This is a genomic window from Streptosporangium vulgare, assembly GCF_042428775.1.
GTDB classification, from domain to species: Bacteria; Actinomycetota; Actinomycetes; order Streptosporangiales; family Streptosporangiaceae; genus Streptosporangium; species Streptosporangium vulgare.
This window is the reverse complement of the sequence record NZ_JBHMBS010000022.1, coordinates 124,903-143,750: the sequence shown is the minus strand read 5'-3', so window position 1 is coordinate 143,750 and position 18,848 is coordinate 124,903. Positions and strand designations below refer to the sequence as shown.

At 69.0% G+C, this 18,848-nt stretch carries 14 protein-coding genes, 2 tRNA genes and 3 pseudogenes; 9 read left to right on the top strand and 10 right to left on the bottom strand.

Translation table 11 applies throughout. The features are described 5' to 3' along the window. Positions 1 to 108 precede the first annotated feature (108 nt). Positions 109 to 182: transfer RNA gene (locus ACFFRH_RS33465), tRNA-Met, on the bottom strand. An 874-nt stretch (positions 183 to 1,056) separates the two neighbouring features. Here ACFFRH_RS33465 and ACFFRH_RS33460 point away from each other — a divergent pair. The 3 genes from ACFFRH_RS33460 to ACFFRH_RS33450 all read left to right on the top strand — a co-directional run bounded on the left by ACFFRH_RS33460 (position 1,057) and on the right by ACFFRH_RS33450 (position 3,431). After that, a complete protein-coding gene (locus ACFFRH_RS33460) occupies positions 1,057 to 2,040 on the top strand; it encodes an RNA polymerase subunit sigma-70 (RefSeq protein ID WP_344745085.1) in 984 nt (327 codons plus the stop codon). A gap of 5 nt (positions 2,041 to 2,045) precedes the next feature. Next, positions 2,046 to 2,792 carry a DUF6069 family protein gene (locus tag ACFFRH_RS33455; RefSeq protein ID WP_344745084.1) on the top strand — a complete coding sequence of 249 codons (747 nt, stop codon included), beginning with the start codon at positions 2,046 to 2,048 and terminating at the stop codon, positions 2,790 to 2,792. A 366-nt stretch (positions 2,793 to 3,158) separates the two neighbouring features. After that, on the top strand, positions 3,159 to 3,431 hold the full coding sequence (locus ACFFRH_RS33450; RefSeq protein WP_344745083.1) for a hypothetical protein: 273 nt from the start codon (positions 3,159 to 3,161) through the stop codon (positions 3,429 to 3,431). 239 nt (positions 3,432 to 3,670) lie between these two features. On the opposite strand, the gene ACFFRH_RS33445 is transcribed toward ACFFRH_RS33450, so the two are convergent. From ACFFRH_RS33445 to ACFFRH_RS44770, 5 genes and pseudogenes are all read right to left on the bottom strand, one after another. Beyond that, positions 3,671 to 4,741 (bottom strand): hypothetical protein, encoded by a 1,071-nt coding sequence (locus ACFFRH_RS33445; protein WP_344745082.1) that lies wholly within the window; start codon positions 4,739 to 4,741, stop codon positions 3,671 to 3,673. Between the two features lie 330 nt (positions 4,742 to 5,071). After that, positions 5,072 to 5,872 carry a hypothetical protein gene (locus tag ACFFRH_RS33440; protein ID WP_344745081.1) on the bottom strand — a complete coding sequence of 267 codons (801 nt, stop codon included), beginning with the start codon at positions 5,870 to 5,872 and terminating at the stop codon, positions 5,072 to 5,074. 331 nt (positions 5,873 to 6,203) lie between these two features. Then, a complete protein-coding gene (locus ACFFRH_RS33435; RefSeq protein ID WP_344745079.1) occupies positions 6,204 to 6,335 on the bottom strand; it encodes a hypothetical protein in 132 nt (43 codons plus the stop codon). A gap of 14 nt (positions 6,336 to 6,349) precedes the next feature. Then, positions 6,350 to 6,568, bottom strand: a pseudogene (locus tag ACFFRH_RS44775) (integrase core domain-containing protein); the annotation flags it as partial. A 34-nt stretch (positions 6,569 to 6,602) separates the two neighbouring features. After that, positions 6,603 to 6,967 (bottom strand): annotated as a pseudogene (locus ACFFRH_RS44770) (helix-turn-helix domain-containing protein); the annotation flags it as partial. A gap of 85 nt (positions 6,968 to 7,052) precedes the next feature. Between ACFFRH_RS44770 and ACFFRH_RS33425 the strand changes: the two are divergent. Then, the gene (locus ACFFRH_RS33425; protein WP_386161409.1) at positions 7,053 to 8,108 is read left to right on the top strand and encodes a WD40 repeat domain-containing protein; all 1,056 of its coding nucleotides are present in this window, start codon (positions 7,053 to 7,055) and stop codon (positions 8,106 to 8,108) included. A 58-nt stretch (positions 8,109 to 8,166) separates the two neighbouring features. Here the strand turns inward: ACFFRH_RS33425 and ACFFRH_RS33420 are convergent. Together ACFFRH_RS33420 and ACFFRH_RS33415 are read right to left on the bottom strand one after the other, a co-directional pair. Beyond that, a pseudogene (locus ACFFRH_RS33420) lies at positions 8,167 to 8,457 on the bottom strand (helix-turn-helix domain-containing protein); the annotation flags it as partial. A gap of 372 nt (positions 8,458 to 8,829) precedes the next feature. Continuing rightward, positions 8,830 to 8,903: transfer RNA gene (locus ACFFRH_RS33415), tRNA-Arg, on the bottom strand. A gap of 476 nt (positions 8,904 to 9,379) precedes the next feature. Here ACFFRH_RS33415 and ACFFRH_RS33410 point away from each other — a divergent pair. The 5 genes from ACFFRH_RS33410 (at position 9,380) to ACFFRH_RS33390 (ending at position 16,649) form a co-directional block, all read left to right on the top strand. After that, positions 9,380 to 10,186: a phosphotransferase enzyme family protein gene (locus ACFFRH_RS33410; protein WP_344745076.1), complete on the top strand. Its 807-nt coding sequence runs from the start codon at positions 9,380 to 9,382 to the stop codon at positions 10,184 to 10,186. Continuing rightward, positions 10,170 to 11,159 (top strand): cobalamin biosynthesis protein, encoded by a 990-nt coding sequence (locus ACFFRH_RS33405; protein WP_386161407.1) that lies wholly within the window; start codon positions 10,170 to 10,172, stop codon positions 11,157 to 11,159. Before ACFFRH_RS33410 ends, ACFFRH_RS33405 begins: the two co-directional genes overlap by 17 nt. Before the next feature lie 5 nt (positions 11,160 to 11,164). Next, positions 11,165 to 12,688, top strand: a complete 1,524-nt coding sequence (locus tag ACFFRH_RS33400) for a cobyric acid synthase (RefSeq protein ID WP_386161417.1) — start codon at positions 11,165 to 11,167, stop codon at positions 12,686 to 12,688. A gap of 259 nt (positions 12,689 to 12,947) precedes the next feature. After that, complete coding sequence (locus tag ACFFRH_RS33395) at positions 12,948 to 13,166, top strand: SHOCT domain-containing protein (RefSeq protein WP_386161405.1); 219 nt, start codon at positions 12,948 to 12,950, stop codon at positions 13,164 to 13,166. Between the two features lie 165 nt (positions 13,167 to 13,331). Then, positions 13,332 to 16,649, top strand: coding sequence for an NACHT N-terminal Helical domain 1-containing protein (locus ACFFRH_RS33390; RefSeq protein ID WP_386161402.1), 3,318 nt, complete (start codon positions 13,332 to 13,334; stop codon positions 16,647 to 16,649). 36 nt (positions 16,650 to 16,685) lie between these two features. Here the strand turns inward: ACFFRH_RS33390 and ACFFRH_RS33385 are convergent, their stop codons facing one another. Both ACFFRH_RS33385 and ACFFRH_RS33380 read right to left on the bottom strand, forming a co-directional pair. After that, on the bottom strand, positions 16,686 to 17,720 hold the full coding sequence (locus ACFFRH_RS33385; RefSeq protein ID WP_386161400.1) for a 1-acyl-sn-glycerol-3-phosphate acyltransferase: 1,035 nt from the start codon (positions 17,718 to 17,720) through the stop codon (positions 16,686 to 16,688). Between the two features lie 212 nt (positions 17,721 to 17,932). Then, on the bottom strand, positions 17,933 to 18,766 hold the full coding sequence (locus ACFFRH_RS33380; protein ID WP_386161398.1) for a patatin-like phospholipase family protein: 834 nt from the start codon (positions 18,764 to 18,766) through the stop codon (positions 17,933 to 17,935). Positions 18,767 to 18,848: the final 82 nt, after the last annotated feature.

The following is an 18,848-nucleotide window of genomic DNA, read 5'->3' as shown; positions in this document are numbered from 1 at the left end:
GTGCCACGAGCGTAGGTCCTTGCGTAGTGCGAACTTTGGTCGGTTCAGCACGGCAACCTACGCTCGTTCCCTTTTACACCGCATCTCGGACGCGACCGCACCGAGACGTACCTGCACCAGGATTCGAACCTGGGACCTCCGCGTTATGAGTGCGGCGCTCTCACCGACTGAGCTATGCAGGCATGCAGGAGGACAGGGGCGAACCGCCACACCCGAAGCGTCTGGGGTGCAACCGAGTGAGCTCACCACGTGCCCAGTTCCTGCGCGTTGAGATGAGACTACCGAGCGAGCCCCGGCGATCTCATCTCGTTTTCGCGCGTCAGACATGTCCGGCCCGGCCGGGATCACGGGGGCGCAAGGGGACACAACCCGTGCGGTGCTTATACCTCTGTCAGTCCTGCTACGTCTGTCAGTCCTGTATGGGGACCGGCGACCGTCATGCGATCGTGAGGGCGGTGATCCACCGATCGGATCTGGAAGCCGACCTCTCAGCGTGCGATCATGAATGTCATGACGTCGATCAGAAAGGGCCATGCCGCGTAGGCGCCCTTTCGCGGTCCGCGCACGAGCATCGGTGTGCGAGACCCACAGAGCCTCGATCCATCATGTTCCCGGCCTCGGACGACGGGCCATGGCCGCGGTGGTCACACTGGAGCACACCCGCATGCGGCCGGGTGAGGTGGCCGAGGCACTGCTGGCCTGGACACAGGCGGTCGTCCCCGGCACAGCCGACCGGATCGCACCTGCCTGTACGTGTCCCGAGTGCCGCGGGGACGGGCCACGCCGACGGCTCGAACAGGCACTCACCACATTGCCGCGCTGGGCCAAGCCGTACCTGTACGCCTTGGTTCTCCCCATCGACAGACGCTTCGTCGCTCGAACCCTGCCAGACCCGCATGCTTCGCCTGAATGGCCATGGTGGCAGCGACGGCGCTGAGCGCTTCGAATCCCCGACGACCCATTTGGTGTGCCATGCCGGCCGGCGCCGGTGATGAGTTGTCGCGCCCGCACCCGTCATACCTACGACGGGACACGACGAGGCAGAAGGATGACGTGATGAGTGCGAACACGCGGCTGGAGGAGCTGGGCGAGGTCGACGAGCTGGCGTTCTCGGGGCTGGCGGAGCGGCACCGGCGGGAGCTGCACGTGCACTGCTACCGGATGCTCGGCTCGTTTGAGGACGCCGAGGACACCGTGCAGGAGACGTTCCTTCGTGCCTGGCGGCGGCGGGAGACCTTCGAGGGGCGGTCGACGTTCCGGGCCTGGCTGTACCGGATCGCCACCAACGCCTGCCTGGACCTGCTCGCCAAGTGCCGCCCGGAGCCCGCGACCGGTGGCGAGGTGCTGTGGCTGCAGCCCTACCCGGACCGGCTGCTCGACGAGCTGCCCGCGGGCGACGCGGACGAGCCGGAGACCGTCGCCGTCGCGCGGGAGACGATCGAGCTGGCGTACGTGGTCGCGGTCCAGCACCTCGCGCCGCGCCCGCGGGCCGTGCTGATCCTGCGGGACATGCTCGGCTGGCCGGCGAAGGACGTCGCGGAGCTCCTCGGGGACTCCGTCAACTCCGTGAACAGCGCGCTGCAGCGGGCCCGCGCCGGCATGCGGGAGCACCTGCCCGCCGAGCGGCAGGACTGGACCGGTGGCGAGGAGGACGCCGGGACGCGCGAGCTGGTGCGTCGCTACACCGACGCCAGCGTGGCCACGGACGTCGGCGGGCTCGCCGCACTGCTGCGGGACGACGTCCGCTGCTCGATGCCGCCCACGCCGGGCCTGCACGTCGGCCGCGACGCGGTGGTGAACGACTGGATCGAGAGCGGCTTCGAGAGCATGAAGCAGCTGCGCGCCGTCCTCACCTCCGTGAACCGGCAGCCCGCCGTCGCCTTCTACCTCTGGCGGAAGCGGGAGGGGGCGTACCTGCCGCTGACGATCGACGTCCTGCGCGTCACCGGCGGGGCGATCACCGAGATCGTCACGTTCCACGACGACCGGTTCCCGCGGCTCGGGCTGCCGGAGCGCCTGCCGGCGGACGGCACGGAGTAGTCCCCGTGCGGACGCTCGCGCTGCGAGGTGGCGCGCGTGTCGCGGTGGTCGCGGCCGAGTGGTGCGACGCGTTCGGCGTCGTCACCCGCGGGCGGGTGCAGCTGGAGCTGCGCGACGGCGAGCCCGGGCCGGTCCTCGGACGCGACGCCGGGTTCTGGCTCCGAGGCACCGGTGTCCGCGCCCTGCGGAACCCTGGGCGCCGTACGGCGAGGGTGCGCATCGTCACCCCCGGGGCCAGGACCCTCACATGCAAGTCACCGCACCCCTACGACGGTTACCGAATGATGGAGGACGACATGAACAGCATGAACGACCACGGGGGCGTCGCGGGCACGGCACCGGGCCGGATCAGCCGCACCCACCGGCTCCGCGGGCTCGCCGTCACCGGCCTCGTCGCCACGCTCGCGGCGATGGTGGCCACTACTCTCGCCGCCGCGCTCGCCCAGGCCGTCGGCGTCGACTTCGAGATCCCCGATGGTGGCGAGACGATCCCGTTGCCCGGGTTCGCCGTGGTGACCGGCTTCTTCTCGGTCGTGGGCATCGTCATCGCCGCCGCTCTTCTTCGCTGGAGTGCTCGCCCCGCCGAGCGGTTCGTGTGGACGGCGGTGTCGCTGACCGCGATCTCGCTGGTCCCACCTTTCCTCTCCGGGGCGAACACCGCCACCATCACCGCCCTCCTCGGGCTACACCTCATCCCTGCGGTGGTGATGGTCCTCGCCCTGGCGCGGAGCCTCCGTACCCGGACCGATTGACGATCCCGCGACGGGACGACGCGCGGCGCAAGGGCGTGCGCACCAGCGTGGCACCCGGTGCTGCCATCCTCCGTTCCGGGTTCCTTTTCCTGGTCAATTCGAAAGCTTCGAAAGCCGGGGCGCGGGTGCGAAGAGGCACAGGCCACCTTGCGGGATGAAGACCAAACGCCATCCGCTCCGGTCGGGGCGCACCGGGTAACCCGGTCACGTTCACCCTGACCGGCCTGACCGTCACGCGCCTCCCATGTGGATTCCGCTCCTGCGCGGCGGCTTGAGCCGGGATCTGACCCTCTCTCGGGTCGAGGTCAGGTTCAAGCCGCATCAGAACGGGCCCTGGCACCTACGCGTTCCGGAGGTTGTCACGCTGTGGCAGGCGGGCTGATGTGGCTGGGGCCGGCCGAGCAGGCTGAGGACCTGGATGTGCTGATCACCCTGGTAAGCGCCGGTGGCATGGTGGGCCTCGGTGAGAAGTGCCGGCGGGCGGTGGACTACGAGGCCGTACCGGGATGCCTCGGCGCCCTTCGCCGTCCCCGCCCCGGAATCGCTCTTCAGAACCCCGGAATCCTCGGGCTCACCTGGGAAAACGGGGCCGGATCCATTCCGCGTACGTTCCGCGACGGGGGGCATACGGCCGGATGAGGGGAGGTCCTTGGCAAGCGAAAGACCAGGTCAGCGCGTGGATGACCTGGTCTTGGCAGCGCACCCTGCAGGATTCGAACCTGCGACCGTCGGATTGGAAATGGAGCGCCGTTCCTTCGCTGGTTGGCTCACTGGTCTGCTGTATCTCACGCGACCTGCTGTGGAGGTGGCGCGACCGTTCCGTATATGCTCCGGATCTTGGTCTGTTTCGGACTGTGAGTGAATACCGCATCGGGTGGTTACGCCCCTGCACCTGGTGAGCTCGCAGGTCGATACTGCCGTCCCCGCGGAGTGCACTCCCCGATCCCGTGGTCGCGATGGCAACGAGGATCCCAGTGAGAACCGTGATGCAGCAGCGAAACGGCCAGGTCGGGGTGAGCGGCGGCCCAGACGTCATCGAAGACGAACCACTGGCGATGGCCGAAGTACTCATCGATATGGATGGTCATCTGAGCCACGTGCTCGCTCTGCCGGATGATCGTGCGGTGCGGATCGCGGCCCCGGGAAGGCTCGAACCCTTCTAGCAGGCGTAGCGCGATCTCGTGTGCCTGCTGGTGAACGCCATATGTTTCGGAGATGTCCTGCTCGAAGTCGGGCCAGCGGTTGCAGCGCTCCAGGGCGGGCCCGATCTCGTTCTCACCGGGTGCGACGAGGGCGCGCAGGACGGCCAGTTCCCCGGACCACTCGTCGATCGGGGCGTCCGTCTCCCGCAGGGTCGCCGCGAGCCGGGGCAACCGGATGCCGGGAAAGCACGCAGGCATGTTCCAGCCCATGCTGTCGAAGGTGCTGTAGAAGGTCAGCACGACCGCGTAGGTCGCCCCTTCACCTCCGGGCGGCGCGGGCGTCGCGGTCCAGGTCGCCACCGGAGAGGTGAACGACCGGCCGGCGGAGAAACCGGGAGGGACATCGGGGAGTTCCCATCCGTCGTGCAGCAGATAAGCCCAGCGCTCCGGCTCGGCGGCCACGAGAGCGTCCTCGACGAAGAAATAGGCCAGCATGACCTCGTCGTCATCGGTGAGGACCCGCACACTGTGCCCGTCGACCCGTAGCTCCTGCTCGACGTAGAGGTGTTCCTCCAGTAGGCGATGCAGCTCCGCCGTGCTCCGGGGCGCGGGCAGCCCGATCTCGAAGATGGTGGACAGGCCGTAGACGCCCGCTCCGAGTTCGCGCTCGATCCACTCGTGGGCGTCGCCGCTTCCCGCCTCGTCCCACCCCCTGCGAAACCAGTCGAGCACCGTCGCGTCGGGGAGGTGCCGCACCAACCTGCCAGAGGGACCCTCGTAGACGCTGCGGTAGATGAAGAAGACCATGCCGTGGACCGTCTCAGGTGGTACTGACAGAACACGACCCGTCTGCCTGCCATGCTCTGCGGCCTCCCGGATGAGACGCCGCCGGAGGTTTTCCAGAGGGCTGCGTTCCGGGCAGCGGTAGCGCCTTCCGCCAGGATGAAAGTACCTCCCTCGCACTCACGCAATGAAGATCATCCTTCATGTATCCCGCACTGGCCAGCAGTTGGCCCAATGGCTTGGAGGTCGAGAAGGTGGCGTCGTGGAGGACTGTCAACGCGCTCTCATCGGCCGAATGGCAGAGCGGCTTGACCCGTATGACTCGGCGGGATCTCCTTTCCCAGGTCGGCGGGCTCAGTCGTCTTCGGCCACAAGGTTCTTGGGCGGAGCCGCGATGTGGACAGGCGTTCCCCAGCCCTTGTAAAGGGTGTTCGTCCGCACGATGTCCACTTCCCGCTCTGGGCCGTAGGGATCAGAGACGATCTCGATCTGGAAGCGCCTGGGCAGGTTGTCCGGCCCCAACCAGAGCTTCCACTTGATGCGGCCTCCTACCGATCTCCCATCTCGTGGGCCGTAATAGATTCCGGCCTGGCGCGAGCCGAGGCTACCGATCTTCACCAAACCGTCATACCGGATGGTAGGGACGCCGTCGTATCGGTCCCTGACAGATGTCCTCTCCGCTCCAGAGGAGATCAGCTGCAAGAATCTCGGATTCAGTGCGTCTACCAGGTTTTGAGACCAGAGAAAGCCCTCCGTGTTGTGCGAGTGGAGCCACTTCTTGCCCTCGGGGACGTCGGCCCAGGTGCCTTGGGTGTAGCTGTCGCGACCGACGTTGATTATTCGGAAGTGGACAGGCCTGTCACCCGTGCTGAAGGCTTCCGTGACGTCGCTGGCGTACACGCCCACCTTGGCCGCGAAACGGTGCTTGCCGTGGGCGACCGTCAAAGCGACGACGTCCGAGCCGAAGCCATCGTAGGTCTTCCGGGAGAAGAACACGCTGCTTTTTTTCGTGAACTCACCCTTAAGCGCGGATATCGCCTGTGTCAGTGAGTCATGACTCTGGGCGTGTGCCGTGCCTGACAGTGACGGCGTGAACAGGAGAGCCAAGGTGCCCAGCAGTGCGGATAATCTTCTCATGAGATCATCTTTGGCCATCACTGATCTCGATCATGTCACCAGGGTATTGCGATCCTGACCTGCGACCGGATTTTTCGCTGTCGTATGAATCGCTTCCGGCTCTCGTTCCGAGGAATCTTGATTTTTAAAAGTGATTCAGACCTCGGATAGGCAATAATCCAACCGCGTTAGCAGCTCGGATCTCGGACGTTCCGATCGGTTTCACTTGGACCCATGGGCTCGGCCCGCCTGGAACGGCATGGCACGGCGGTGGACGGCAATCCAAACCGCAACCCACTCGGAGGATTCAGCCGTCGTGGTCTTCGAACTCCCACTCTCCGATCCGGCCGATCTTCTCGGCGAGTTCGCTTCACGTCGAAGCCTCCAGCATCGCTATCCGGTCGCTCAGCCACGTGGTCACCTCGCCGGGACGCAGCTCGAGCACGAAGAGCCAGTGGCGGCCGATGACAAAGGGATGAGCTTGCTCCGCTTTGACGGACACCTTTGGTGTGGTGGTCAGGCTGTGTACGCGGCCTCGTAGGTGGCTGGACCACGGTAACTGAGGCTGCCATGGAGCCGGTGCGGGTTGTACCAGCCCTCGATAAACTCGAAGATCGCGCTGCGGGCCGCGGCGTGGCTGAGCCAAGGACGCTCGCCGAGCAACTCACCCTCCAACGTGGCGAAGAAGGACTCGGCCAGGGCGTTGTCCCAGCACTGGCCGGTCCGGCCGACCGACGGCTGTACCCTGGGACGGCCCGACCTCCGCGGGGGCCGCGTTACGTCGAAGCTCCCGCAGGATCGTGATGGGGCCCGGCCCCGACGGCGGGCGATCCGCCGAACTCCGTAGTTCTGGGTCCGCAGCACGGCGATCTCCTCGCGCTCGGTGAACGACAGACAGTGACCCGATGGCGGATCCAGGCTGATCGGTGGCATGCCGCCACCTTCACGGAACCGGCGCGGTCCCAGCGGCATCGACACACCGCACCCGACGGCAGCCTCCTCGCTCGGTAGCCCTTCGGCGATCGGCCGCCAAAAACGTTGCCGCTCCTGATGCCGATTGACCGGGGGCCGTCCCGGTGACCGAAGCGGCGGACGGCCAGCCAGAATCGCCGCACGCGCCCTTCCTCGCGCCACCACACCCTCCAGGATCGAGGTGTTGCGACGACCACTTGAATCCGCCCGTGGCTCACACATATTCCGCGCACCTCCCACCTGATCTATGGTGATCGTCGTCAACTGGAGGTCGCCCGTGAACAGGCTCGGCCGACGAGGCTTCGTGTTCGTGTCGCTCATGATGGGCGCGGTTGTTTCGCAACTGATCAACACCGCCGCGGCCTATCGAGAGTCCTCTGCAGTACATGTCAAGGTATCAACGAAAATCGCGAAGCCACCTGCCCCGACTCTCCCGAAAAAGCTGTCGGAGCCGATCCGGTATGCCTACTCGCCCTGTGGTGACTTCGGGAAGACATGTGGCGTGTGGCACGTGGTTGCCACCTCCGGGAAGCAGTGGGCAGTCCGTGACGCGCTACCGGACGAAGACCTGGGCAAGGTCGCTGTGTCACCGGATGGCGTCAGGCTCGCTTACGTGCTCGCCAGGAGCGAACGCCTCGTGATCCGCGACCTTAAGCGAGGGACGGTCCGTTTCGTCCCAACCCCGAAGAGTTGGGAAGGATGGGAGATGTCTTTCGGGTTCTCCCACAACAGTCGGTGGTTGGCAGTCGACTCGGTAGGCGGCCACCCCGAGTCGCGTGCCATCCGATATGACGTGAAAACCACCAAGGTTCTCACTCTCCCACGGGCGTGTTGCGTCATCGGCATCTCTGATGTAGGCACGACCTTCGTGGCCGTCCACAAGGACTCAGCCAAGACAACGGAGGCGAGCGCTGTGCGTCCGGGGAGGACGTCAAAGGTCCGTTTTTCAATTCTCCCCTACTTGATGCTGTCGAAGACTCACGTATCTCCCGATGGCCGCCTGCTTGCATTCGATGGCGAGCAGTATGGCGTGCCATCCCGCACCGTTGGCACCTTGGATGCGAAGACCGGCCAGATCGTTGGCCGTGTCACTCCCGATATCGACGATCTACGGAAGATCGAAAGTTTTGTCTACTGGTACGACACCAGCAGGGTGCTCATCCATGTCGAGACAAAGGCATATGAACCCCAGCTCTACCTGGTCGATGTCCATACCGGCCGTGCGGAGCGGGTGTTGTTGCCCGAAGATGCGTTCGATCTCCACTCCGTGATCGTGAGCTCACATGTCGGGGTCGCCGAGTGAGGCTCCGGCGACGAGAGCGCAACAAGGTCGGTCAAACTTGGCATCAGTACTGAACCTTTTGCATTCGGGCCCTGCGCAGCGCCTGGCCGAGCTTGGGCGAGCGCGCCGACAGCAACGCCACTGTCTCCTCCACGTACTGCCACGCGGTCGCCGTTGACACCCCGAACCCCGCGCCGAGTTCGACGAACCTCTCGCTCTTGCGCAGGTAGACCAGCATCAGCAGGGCCCGTTGTCCGGGGGTGAGCCGCCGCCAGGCCGACCCGATCGCCTTGCGGTACCGGCGGATCAGACCGGCGACGTGGTTCAGCGTTGAACGCGGCAAATCGACGGCGGCGCGATGGAACAGCATTCGAAGCCCCTGGTTGTGACGGACGTGATTGTGGTGATCAACCCGTCTGCCAGGGGTTTCTCTACGTCGTCAGGCGAACACCGGTCTTGCGATCACGCTGTGACCGGCACTCCGCCTCCAGGGGATGAAAAGGTTCACAGCCGTGTAGCGCTCCCGCTGAGGGCTGTTGTCCTTGCCCGGACGCTGGCGATGCCTTCAAGCGCTCGGATCTTCGACGCTCCGAGGATGGACGGGTGATCCGGAACCGACTCGGAATCTTGGGCACGTACTTGGCGCGGCCAGCCGCGGTCGCCCGCCGACAGTCGCACGGCACGAGAGCCCCGGACCGGCGTTGCCGCTGGTCAGGAGCTCTTTCGTGCTGCTCAAGAGACGCGCACCCTGCAGGATTCGAACCTGCGACCGTCGGATTAGAAGTCCGATGCTCTATCCAGCTGAGCTAAGGGTGCTCCCGCTCAATTGTGCATGATCCGGGGAGTGCCCACGTATCGGTTTTGGGCCGGTGTCGTGAGGATCACTCTGTGGATCCTCCGCTCCCCGGGGGGAGTGACCGCTCGCCTGCCCCGGTTCAGACGGGTGGTGGCCGTTCGAAAGGGGGGAGTCGGGGCGGCGGAGGAGTCTTCTGGGTGGCTGACCTGGGCGTTCTTCCGCCGGGCGCGGCGGGGGCGGGGGCGGGGTGTTCGGAAGTGCGGGGGCCGGGGGCCGGGAGGGCATGGGCAGGGCGTGGGCGGGGCGTGGGCGGGGCGTGGGCGGGCGTTCAGAAGTACGGGGCATGACATCCGGGGAAGTACGGGGTACGGCATTCGGAAGGGCGCGGGCCGGGTGTCCGGGAGGGCCGGGAGTGGCTTCCGGGCGGCTTGTCCGGCGGGAGCGGTGTGCCCGAATCGTTCTCCTGACGAGGCGAGGCGGTCTAGGCTCGTATGCCATGTTCGTCGCCACGGTCCAAGAGGAGATCCCCCTTCTGGGCGGTGATGTCACCGACGGGGTGGTGCGGGTCGGAGACACCGTCCGGCGGCCCAGCAGGGCTTCCACGGGGTCGGTGCACGCGCTCCTGCGTCACCTGGAGCGCTCGGGGTTCGAGGGCGCTCCCCGGGCGCTGGGGGTGGACGAACGGGGCAGGGAGGTCCTGAGCTACGTCGAGGGGGAGTCCGCGGCCAGGCCGCTGCCCTCGTACGCGCTCACAGAGGAGTCCCTGGCCGCGCTGGCGCGGCTGTTGCGCGGTTTCCACGACGCGGCGGAGGGTTTCGTCCCGCCGCGAGGGGCTGTGTGGGAGGCCGGGTCCAACGACGACGCGGCACCGGAGCTGATCGGGCACTGCGACGTCAACCTCGACAACGTGATCTTCCGCGACGGGCTTCCCGCCGCGCTGATCGACTTCGACATGGCCCGGCCGACGACCCGGCTGTTCGACGTGGTGACCACGCTGCGCCACTGGGCGCCGATCGCCGATCCCGTCGATCTGGAGCCGCTCCAGTGCCGTCTCGACGTCGGTCCCCGGCTCCGGCTGTTCTGCGACGCGTACGGCCTGACGCCCCGTGACCGCCGTCAGCTGCTGGATCTCGCCCGGCTCCGCTTCGACCGCTCGTACCACGCGATGCGGGCCAAGGCCGAGGCGCAGGGCGAGGGCGGCGGATGGGCCCGGATGTGGGCCGGTGGGGCCGGGGAGCGCATCCGGCGGGCCCGGGTGTGGCTGGAGACCCACCAGGATGAGCTCCATGAGCATCTCGTTTAGTCAGCCGGTGACCAGGGTGAGGGGATGGCGGCCGGGGGTGGCCGAGGGGGTGGGGATGCTCGCCGGGGTCGCGATCGACGCCGTGCTCGCCGATCCCCGGCGCGGGCACCCGGTCGCGCTGTTCGGTACCGCCGCCGCCGGGGTGGAGCGGCGGGTGTACGAAGACGGCCGGGCCCGGGGCGTCCTCCACGTGGTCCTGTGCGTCGTCCCGGTGGCGCTGCTCGGCCACGTCGCGTCCCGGTCGCGCAACCCGGTGGTGCGGGCCGCGCTGAGCGCGGCGGCGACGTGGGCGGTCGTCGGCGGTACGACGCTGGGCCGCGAGGGCGCGGCGATGGCCGGATTCCTGGAGGACGGCGATCTCGCGGGGGCGCGGGGGCGGCTGTCGCACCTGTGCGGGCGCGACCCGTCCGGGCTGGGGGAGTCCGGGCTCGCCAGGGCCACCGTCGAGTCGATCGCGGAGAACACCTCGGACGCGGTGGTGGCGCCGCTGTTCTGGGGCGCGGTGGCCGGGGTGCCCGGCCTGCTCGCGTACCGGGCCGTCAACACGCTGGACGCGATGGTCGGCCACCGGAACGCGCGCTACGAGCGCTTCGGGTGGGCGGCGGCCCGCCTCGACGACGTCGCCAACTTCGTGCCCGCCCGGATCACCGGGCTGCTCGCCGCGCTCGGCGCCCCCCTGGTGGGGGGGTCGCCGAGGCGGGCGGCGGAGGTGCTGCGCAGGGACGGCCACCGCCACCCCAGCCCCAACGCGGGCCGCTGCGAGGCCGCCTTCGCGGGGGCGCTGGACCTCACGCTGGGAGGGACCAACGTGTACGGCACCCGGGTGGAGCACCGGCCGGAGATGGGCGACGGGCCCGAGCCCTCGGTCGCGGACATCCGCAGGTCGGTACGGCTGGCGCGGGCGGTGGGACTCGGGGCCGCGGCTTTGGCGGTCCTGGCCGCCGTTCGCGGCTCACGCGGGAGAAAGGCGTGAAGGGCGTGAAAGGGGCGCTGCTGGTCGCGGGGACGACCTCCGACGCGGGCAAGAGCGTCGTCACCGCCGGGATCTGCCGCTGGCTCGCCCGGCAGGGAGTGAGGGTCGCGCCGTACAAGGCGCAGAACATGTCGCTCAACTCCTTCGTCACCGCCGACGGCGCCGAGATCGGCCGGGCCCAGGCGATGCAGGCCGCCGCGTGCGGGCTGGAGCCCAGCGCGGACATGAACCCGATCCTGCTCAAGCCGGGCAGCGACCGGCGCAGCCAGGTCGTGGTGATGGGCAGGCCGATGGCCGAGGTCGACGCGATGGAGTACTGGGACGTCAAGGAGCGGCTCCGTCAGGTCGCGGTGGACGCGCTGGAGCGGCTGCGGAGCGCGTACGACGTGGTGGTCTGCGAGGGGGCGGGCAGCCCGGCGGAGATCAACCTGCGCCGGGGCGACATCGCGAACATGGGCCTGGCCCGTGCCGCGAACCTGCCGGTCGTCGTGGTCGGCGACATCGACAGGGGCGGGGTCTTCGCCGCGCTGTACGGGACGGTGGCGCTGCTGGAGCCCGAGGACCAGGCGCTGATCGCCGGGTTCGTGATCAACAAGTTCCGGGGGGCGCCCGAGATCCTCGAACCGGGACTGGACATGATCAGGGAGCTGACCGGCCGCGAGGTGTACGGGGTACTGCCCTGGCTGGACGGCCTCTGGCTGGACGTCGAGGACTCCCTCGCCCTGGACAACCGGCCCGCGATCGGAGCGCGCGCCCCGTACGGCAGGCAGACCCTGCGGGTGGCGGTGGTGCGGCTGCCGCGGATCTCCAACTTCACGGACGTGGACGCGCTCGCCTCGGAGCCCGGGGTGGTGGTCCGCTTCGTGACCTCTCCCGGTGAGCTGGACGACGCCGACCTGGTGGTGCTGCCCGGCTCCCGGGCCACGGTCTCCGACCTGGCGTGGCTCCGCGCCACCGGCCTGGCCGCGGCCCTGCCCGGCCGGGCGGTGCTGGGCATCTGCGGTGGCTACCAGATGCTCGCCAGGACCATCCGTGACGACGTCGAGTCGGGGGCGGGCCTGGTCGAGGGGCTGGGGCTGCTGCCCGCGTCGGTGGAGTTCGCCGCGGACAAGACGCTGGGCCGCCCGGCCGGCACCGCGTACGGCCACCCGGTCGCCGCGTACGAGATCCACCACGGCGTGGTGACGGCCGACGGCGGCGAGCCCTTCCTGGACGGCTGCCGGGACGGCTCGGTGTGGGGGACCACCTGGCACGGCGCCCTGGAGAACGACGGTTTCCGCCGGGCCTTCCTCGCCGAGGTGGCCGCCGTCTCCGGGCGCGACTTCACCCCGGCGCCGGACGTGTCGTTCGCCGCCCTGAGGGAGGAGCGGCTGGACGCGCTCGGTGACCTGATCGAGCGGAACGTCGACACCGGTGCCCTGCTCCGGCTGCTGGAGGGCGGGGCGCCTCGGGGGCTGCCGTCGCTGCCGCCCGGCGGGTCCTCGCGCGAGGCTCCGGACTTCGCGGCGGGTGTTCCCACGAGCGGTTGAATCGGTACTTCCTTCGTTGCCGGGTTTCGTTGCCGAGCCGATGTTCCCGCCTGTTCCCGCCTGTTCCCGCCACCGGCCGGACCGTGGAACCGGTCTCCCTCCTCGCCTCGACCGGTCGCGGCGAGGAGGAGGGGCTCTCGCCTTCCTTCGAAGATCGAAGATGGATGAATCGCCCGTTCGGCGAAAAGGGGAGGTTCCTCCCGCCGGGTAAACTCGGTGTCCCCCCGCCAGACCTGATGGGGGGTATGGGAGGCCGACCATGTCCCGCATCCTGATGTTGCTCTTCGTCGTCGCGGTGGTCGCGGTGGTGGTTCTCGGCGTGATCATGTTCGTCCGCGCGTCCGCGACACGGGCGTCCGAGGCTCGCGCGGCCGTCGCCGACAACCCCCGCGAGATCCTCAAGCGCCGCTACGCGGCCGGTGAGATCGACGAGGACGAATACCTCCGCCGCATGTCGGGCCTCTCCCAGGACTGGTAGACCCGCCGGCCGTCCGTATCCCTCGGTGCTCCCGGACCTCTCGGTGGTCTTGGGCTCCGGCGCTCCGTCGCTCTTCAACGTGATGGATTTGTCGGCGTATCGCTTCTTTTCCGGTAATCCTCGGTAATCCTTGAACGGAAACTCCACAGCGCGCCGAGGAGCAGGATGCCCGGACTCGAAGCCGTCGCCGCCGCCGCGGGAAAGGCCGTGGTGGAACGCGCCATGCGTGAGGGGCTCGCCGCCCGGACGGCGAGGGCCGAGCGGGGCGCCGACCTCACCACCCTCATCCAGAGCGGGTTTCCCGACCGGTTCCTGCGGCGCAGCCTCGAACGGCAGCTGGAGGCGATCGCCGACGGGGTGGAGAGACGGCTCACGGTGCTCGTCGAGCGGGAGTACGGCGGGCTCGCCGACAACGACCGGGCGGCCGTCCTGCACGAGGTGGTGGCGGCCGTCCAGGCAGCCGACCTCTCCGACAGGGCACTCCTGGCCGCGGACATGGACCCGATCAAGCTCGCCAGGGCCGTCAGGTCCGGCCTGCCCGATCCCGCCCCGCACCTCGGCGAGGCCGGGGCACGCCTCTTCGACGTCCTGCTGGACGAGTGCCTCGACTGCCTGGTGCGGATCGTCCAGCAACTCCCGCAGTACCTGCCCCGGGCGGGAACCGAGCTTCTCGGCCGCGTCTCCTCCGTGGAGAGCCGCGTCTCGTCCGTCGAGGACCGCCTCGCCACCCTCGGCCAGCAGGTCTCCTCGGTGCTCGCCCGTCTCCCGGCCCGATCCCTCGACGCGCCCTCGGGCACCGGGGACGACGACGAGTTCCTGCGCCGCTATCTCGGGCACGTCAGCACGACCCTCGACGAGGTCGAGCTGTTCGGCGTCCGGGTGGAGAGCTACCGCCCCCGCGCCACGCTGAGTGTCGCCTACATCAGCCTCAACGCGTACCCCGACGATCTCGACCGGGGCGAGGTCCTCCCGCGCGTCCGTTTCGCGGAGCTGACCGAGGCGGCGGCCCACCGCGAGCCCGTCACGTCGCGGGTGGAGAGCGCGCTCGGGCGCTTCCGGCGCGTCCTGCTCAGGGGAGGCGCGGGTTCCGGCAAGAGCACGCTGCTGCGCTGGCTCGCGGTGACGGCGGCCCGGGGCGGCCTCACCGGGGACCTGGCGGGGTGGAACGGCTCCGTCCCGTTCGTGATCAAGCTTCGCAGTCACGGCGCGGGGAACCTTCCCGCTCCCGAGGACTTCCTCGCCGACGTCGCGAGGCCGGTCGCCGGGTTGATGCCCGAGGGCTGGGCGCACCGGGTCCTCGCTTCGGGGCGGGCCCTGCTGATGGTGGACGGCGTGGACGAGCTGAGCCCGCGGCACCGCCCGGCCGTGAGGCAGTGGCTGGACGGTCTCCTCGCGGCCTACCCGGAGATCCGGGTCATCGTGACCTCCCGCCCGGCGGCGGCCGACACCCGGTGGCTGGAAGGGGAGGGTTTCTCGTCGGTGACGATGGAGCCGATGACCCCGGTCCACCTGCGGGAACTCGTACGGCAGTGGCACGCCGCCATGCGCGCTTCGGGAAACCTGCCGTTCGCGGCCGAGAAGCTCGACGAGTACGAGGGCGCGCTGCTGGCGAGGTTCGAGAGCAGCCCGTACCTGCGGACGCTCGCCTCGACGCCGCTGCTCGCGGCGATGCTGTGCGCCCTGAACCTGGACCGGGGCAAGCAACTGCCCCGCAACCGGATGGGACTGTACGCGGCGGCGCTCGAACTCCTGCTCCAGCGCAGGGACGCCGAGCGGGGGATCGTCTCGGAGGTCGTCCTGGAGCCGGAGCAGAAGGTCCGGGTCCTGCAGGACCTGGCCTGGCAGCTCGGGGTGTGGGGGCGGTCCGAGCTGTCCAGGGCGACGGCGCTGAAACGGGTCGAGGAGAAGATCCAGACCATGCCCCGGGTGGAGTGCACCGCCGAGGCACTGCTGGACCATCTCCTCCAGCGCAGCGGGGTCATCAGGGAGCCGGTCTCCGGGCGGATCGACTTCGTGCACCGTACGGTGCAGGAGTATCTCGCCGCCAAGCAGGCGGCCGACGGCGCCGACGTGGAGCCGCTGATCGAGCGGGCCCACCTCGACCAGTGGCGCGAGACCGTGGTGATGGCCGCGGGGCACGCCAACGCGCCGCTGCGCGAGGAACTGCTGAGAGGGCTGCTCGCCCGCGTCGCCGAGGGAGGCAAACACGCCCGGCGGTTGCGGCTGCTCGTGGTCGGCTGCCTGGAGACGATCCAGGAACTGCCGAGGGACCTCGCGGGGGACATCGAGGAGTGCTTCGCGGCGGTGATCCCCCCTCGGAACGCGGGCGAGGCCGCGGCTCTCGCCTCGGCGGGGGAGGAGGTGCTCCGGCGCCTCCCCGACGACATCACCAAGCTCTCCCCGGTGCGGGCGAAGGCGACCGTGCGGACCTGCTGGCTGATCAACGGCCCCGAGGCACTGGAGCGACTCTCCCGGTACGCCGGCGACCCCCGTTACGAGGTGCAGCACGAGCTGGTCACGGCGTGGGACTACTTCGATCCCGAGGAGTACGCCCGGCGTGTGCTGGCCGACGCTCCCTTGGAGCCCGCGGCGTACGGCGGATACATGAGCATGGACAATCCACGGATCTTTCCCCATCTCCGATACCTTCGCGGCCTGAAGGACCTGCGGATCGGCTTCGACGGTGAGGACCTCGGTTTTCTCAGGGACGTCCGCCCGTTACGCGGCCTGCGCGTCTTCCGGCTGGCGGGGCCGGGGTCGCTGGACGTGCTGGAGTGCCATCCGGACCTGAAGAGGCTGTGGGTGCGGTTCAGGGAGGATCCCGTCGCCTCCCCGTGGCCTCCCATGCCGCCCGCTCTGCGGGGTGCCTCCGTGATGCACAGCGATCCGGTGCCCGGCATCGAGTTCGTCGAACGTTTCCACATGGTCGAGGCACTCGATCTCGACCGCCTCGACGAGATCACCGACTTCACCCCGCTGACCCTGCTGACCAGGTTGAGGGCACTGCGCCTCTTCGGCTGCCGCCGCCTTTCCGACCCCTCTGTCTTCGGGAGGCTTCCCGGCCTGGTGGAACTGCGGCTCAACTGTTCGGCACTCGAAGGACTCGACGGGCTCGTCGGCAACTGCCCGAACGTCAGGCGGATCGCGCTCCGGCACGCCTCCTGGCTGGACGACATCACCCCGCTCACGTCGCTCGCTCTCGAGGAGGTGACGCTCTCCACGTGTGTCAACCTCTCCGACCTCACACCGCTCGCCGGGCTGGGAGAACTCCGTAAGGTCAACATCAAGGGCTGCGACGTTCGCGATCTTTCGCCTCTCGGGCCGTTGGAGAAACTGGAGCAGGTCAACCTGGCCGAGCTGCCCGGTGTGATCGATGTCGCGCCCCTCGCGGGAAAGCCGGGGCTGGTCATCGAGATCTACGACGGGCAGGAGCTCCGCAACACCGACCTGCTCGACCCGACCGCGAGGGTCCGGCGCCTGTAGCCGGCCGTGGGGGGCGGGAGGTGGCCGGTTTCCGGTTCAGGTCGTGGGGGCGGGGGCCGGTTGGTTCTCGGTGATCCAGGCGTCGATCCCCTCCCACTGGTCGAAGAGCCAGCGGATCTGGTCCTCGCGGTCGCGCGGCACGTCGGCGGCCTGGACCCGCCACCACTTGGCCTTGATCTGGGCGCTGAGCGGCAGGCGGGTCCAGATGTCCCCGAAGGTGACCAGGTCGTCGAGGCCGGTGTGCGCGACGAAGACCACGTCAGCCTCGGGGCAGGCCTCGATGGCGGCGATGGCCCCGTTGGGGCGGGGAGCCATCAGGTGCTCCAGCCTGCGGGCCCGCGCGGCCTCCTCCGACAGGCCCTTCTGCTCCAGTCGCAGGATGGCCCGCCAACGGCGCTTCGGGGTGAAGTTGCCGCCCTCCGGGAAGATCACCAGGGCGTCGTCGGCGTCCATGCCGGAGGACAGGCGGCGGATCTCGCCGAGAACGCCGCTCTCGGCGGCCTTGTGGGAGACGAAGGCGTTGGGGAGGCGGTTGATCACCACGTCCAGCGACGGGTCGAACTGCAGGGCCGCCTTCATCACGATCCTCGGGCGCCTGCCGTACCGGGCGAGAAGGTGGTGGACGAGCAGGAACGAGTCGCCGGGGCCCGCGTGGCGGGACAGGACGATGACGGGACGGGTGAGACGCCGGGAGATCTCGTCGGAGGTCGGCATCGGCTCGTCGACCTCGACGCTCAGCCGGAAGATCCGCACCGCGGCCTCGTAGATCTTGGACAGGAACCACTGGATCAGCTCGTAGTGCCGCTCCTGGTACTCGTCACGGCTGAGCCGGCCGCCCAGGCCGTTCGTCACCCACAGCCACAGGCAGGCGCACAGCGCCATCGACTCCAGCGTCAGCCACGCCAGCGCGAACCAGACCAGCCGGGTGCCGCGCCGCTGCGGGGGCGGCAGGCGCAGCGAGGCCGCGGTCACCACCAGCAGCCAGATCGGGAGCGTGAGCACCGCGCCGACGGTGAGCACGATGACGAGCGGGGCCAGGACCAGACGGCGGATGATGCGAGGAGGCAGCACGAGCGGCTCCTGCCTGTGTGGATGTGCGGTCGTGGTGCGCGGGTGGGAAGTGCGGTCGTGGTGCGCGGGTGGGAAGTGCGGTCGTGGTGCGCGGGTGGGGCCGATGGGACCCAGGAAGGCGACAGTCCGGACATACCCCCCAAATGGGAGAGTATCCCGGTGTGGGCGTACGACGCGGTGCGGTTCACATCGGTGCGGTTGCGGACCGTGGTTCAGGAGGACGACCGCCGGGCCAGGTAGTCGGACGAGGCCCGGTACGCGCGGTCGATGTATTCAGATATATGCGATAAATCCCGGTAACGCAGTTGAGAAAGATCTATTCCTGGCCGGGATTCGCTCCCGGCCGGCATGACATGGACCTCGATGTCGTCCGGCAGGGTGGCCATCTCCTCGGTGAAGCGGTGCCGCCTCGCGATCTCGAAGGCGGTCATGCCGACCTCCCACGGGCGCCGGGGCACCACCAGGGGGCGTTCGATCCTGCCCACGTGCAGCACGTAGACCCGCCGGGCGCCGAGGGCGACGGCCCGGCCGACCGGGATGCTGTGCACCAGCCCGCCGTCGAGGTAGTGGTCGTCGCCGACGCGGACCGGCGGCAGCAGGCCGGGGACGGCGCACGAGGCGAGGACCGCGTCGACCAGGGGACCCTCGGTGAACCAGTGCGCGGCGGCGCGCTCGACGGAGGCGGCCACGCACTGGAACGGCACGGAGAGGTCCTCGATGCGGGAGACCGGCAGCGTCCGGGCCAGCAGGCCGCGCAGCGGCTCGGAGGAGTGCAGGTGGGTGCCGCTCCTGGCGAGGGTGGACAGCCGGGTCACCCAGGACCCCGCGAACGCCGTGCGGACGATGTCCGAACCCCACAGCGTGGTCAGGCGCGCGACCGCCTCGGCGGGGGAGGCCGCGAGCACGACGCCGTTCAGCGCGCCCACGGACGTGCCGATGATCACATCGGGCTTGATCCCCGCCTCGTCGAGCGCCCGCAGCATGCCCACCTCGTGGGCGCCGAGGACGCCCCCGCCACCCAGTACGAAGGCAGTGTCCAGGCTCATGGGCTCACCATAGCCCCGCTGTCGAGCGCGGTAGGGCCGGGCGGGTTCCGGATCCGCGCAACGAAGGGCCGGTCAGCTGTCC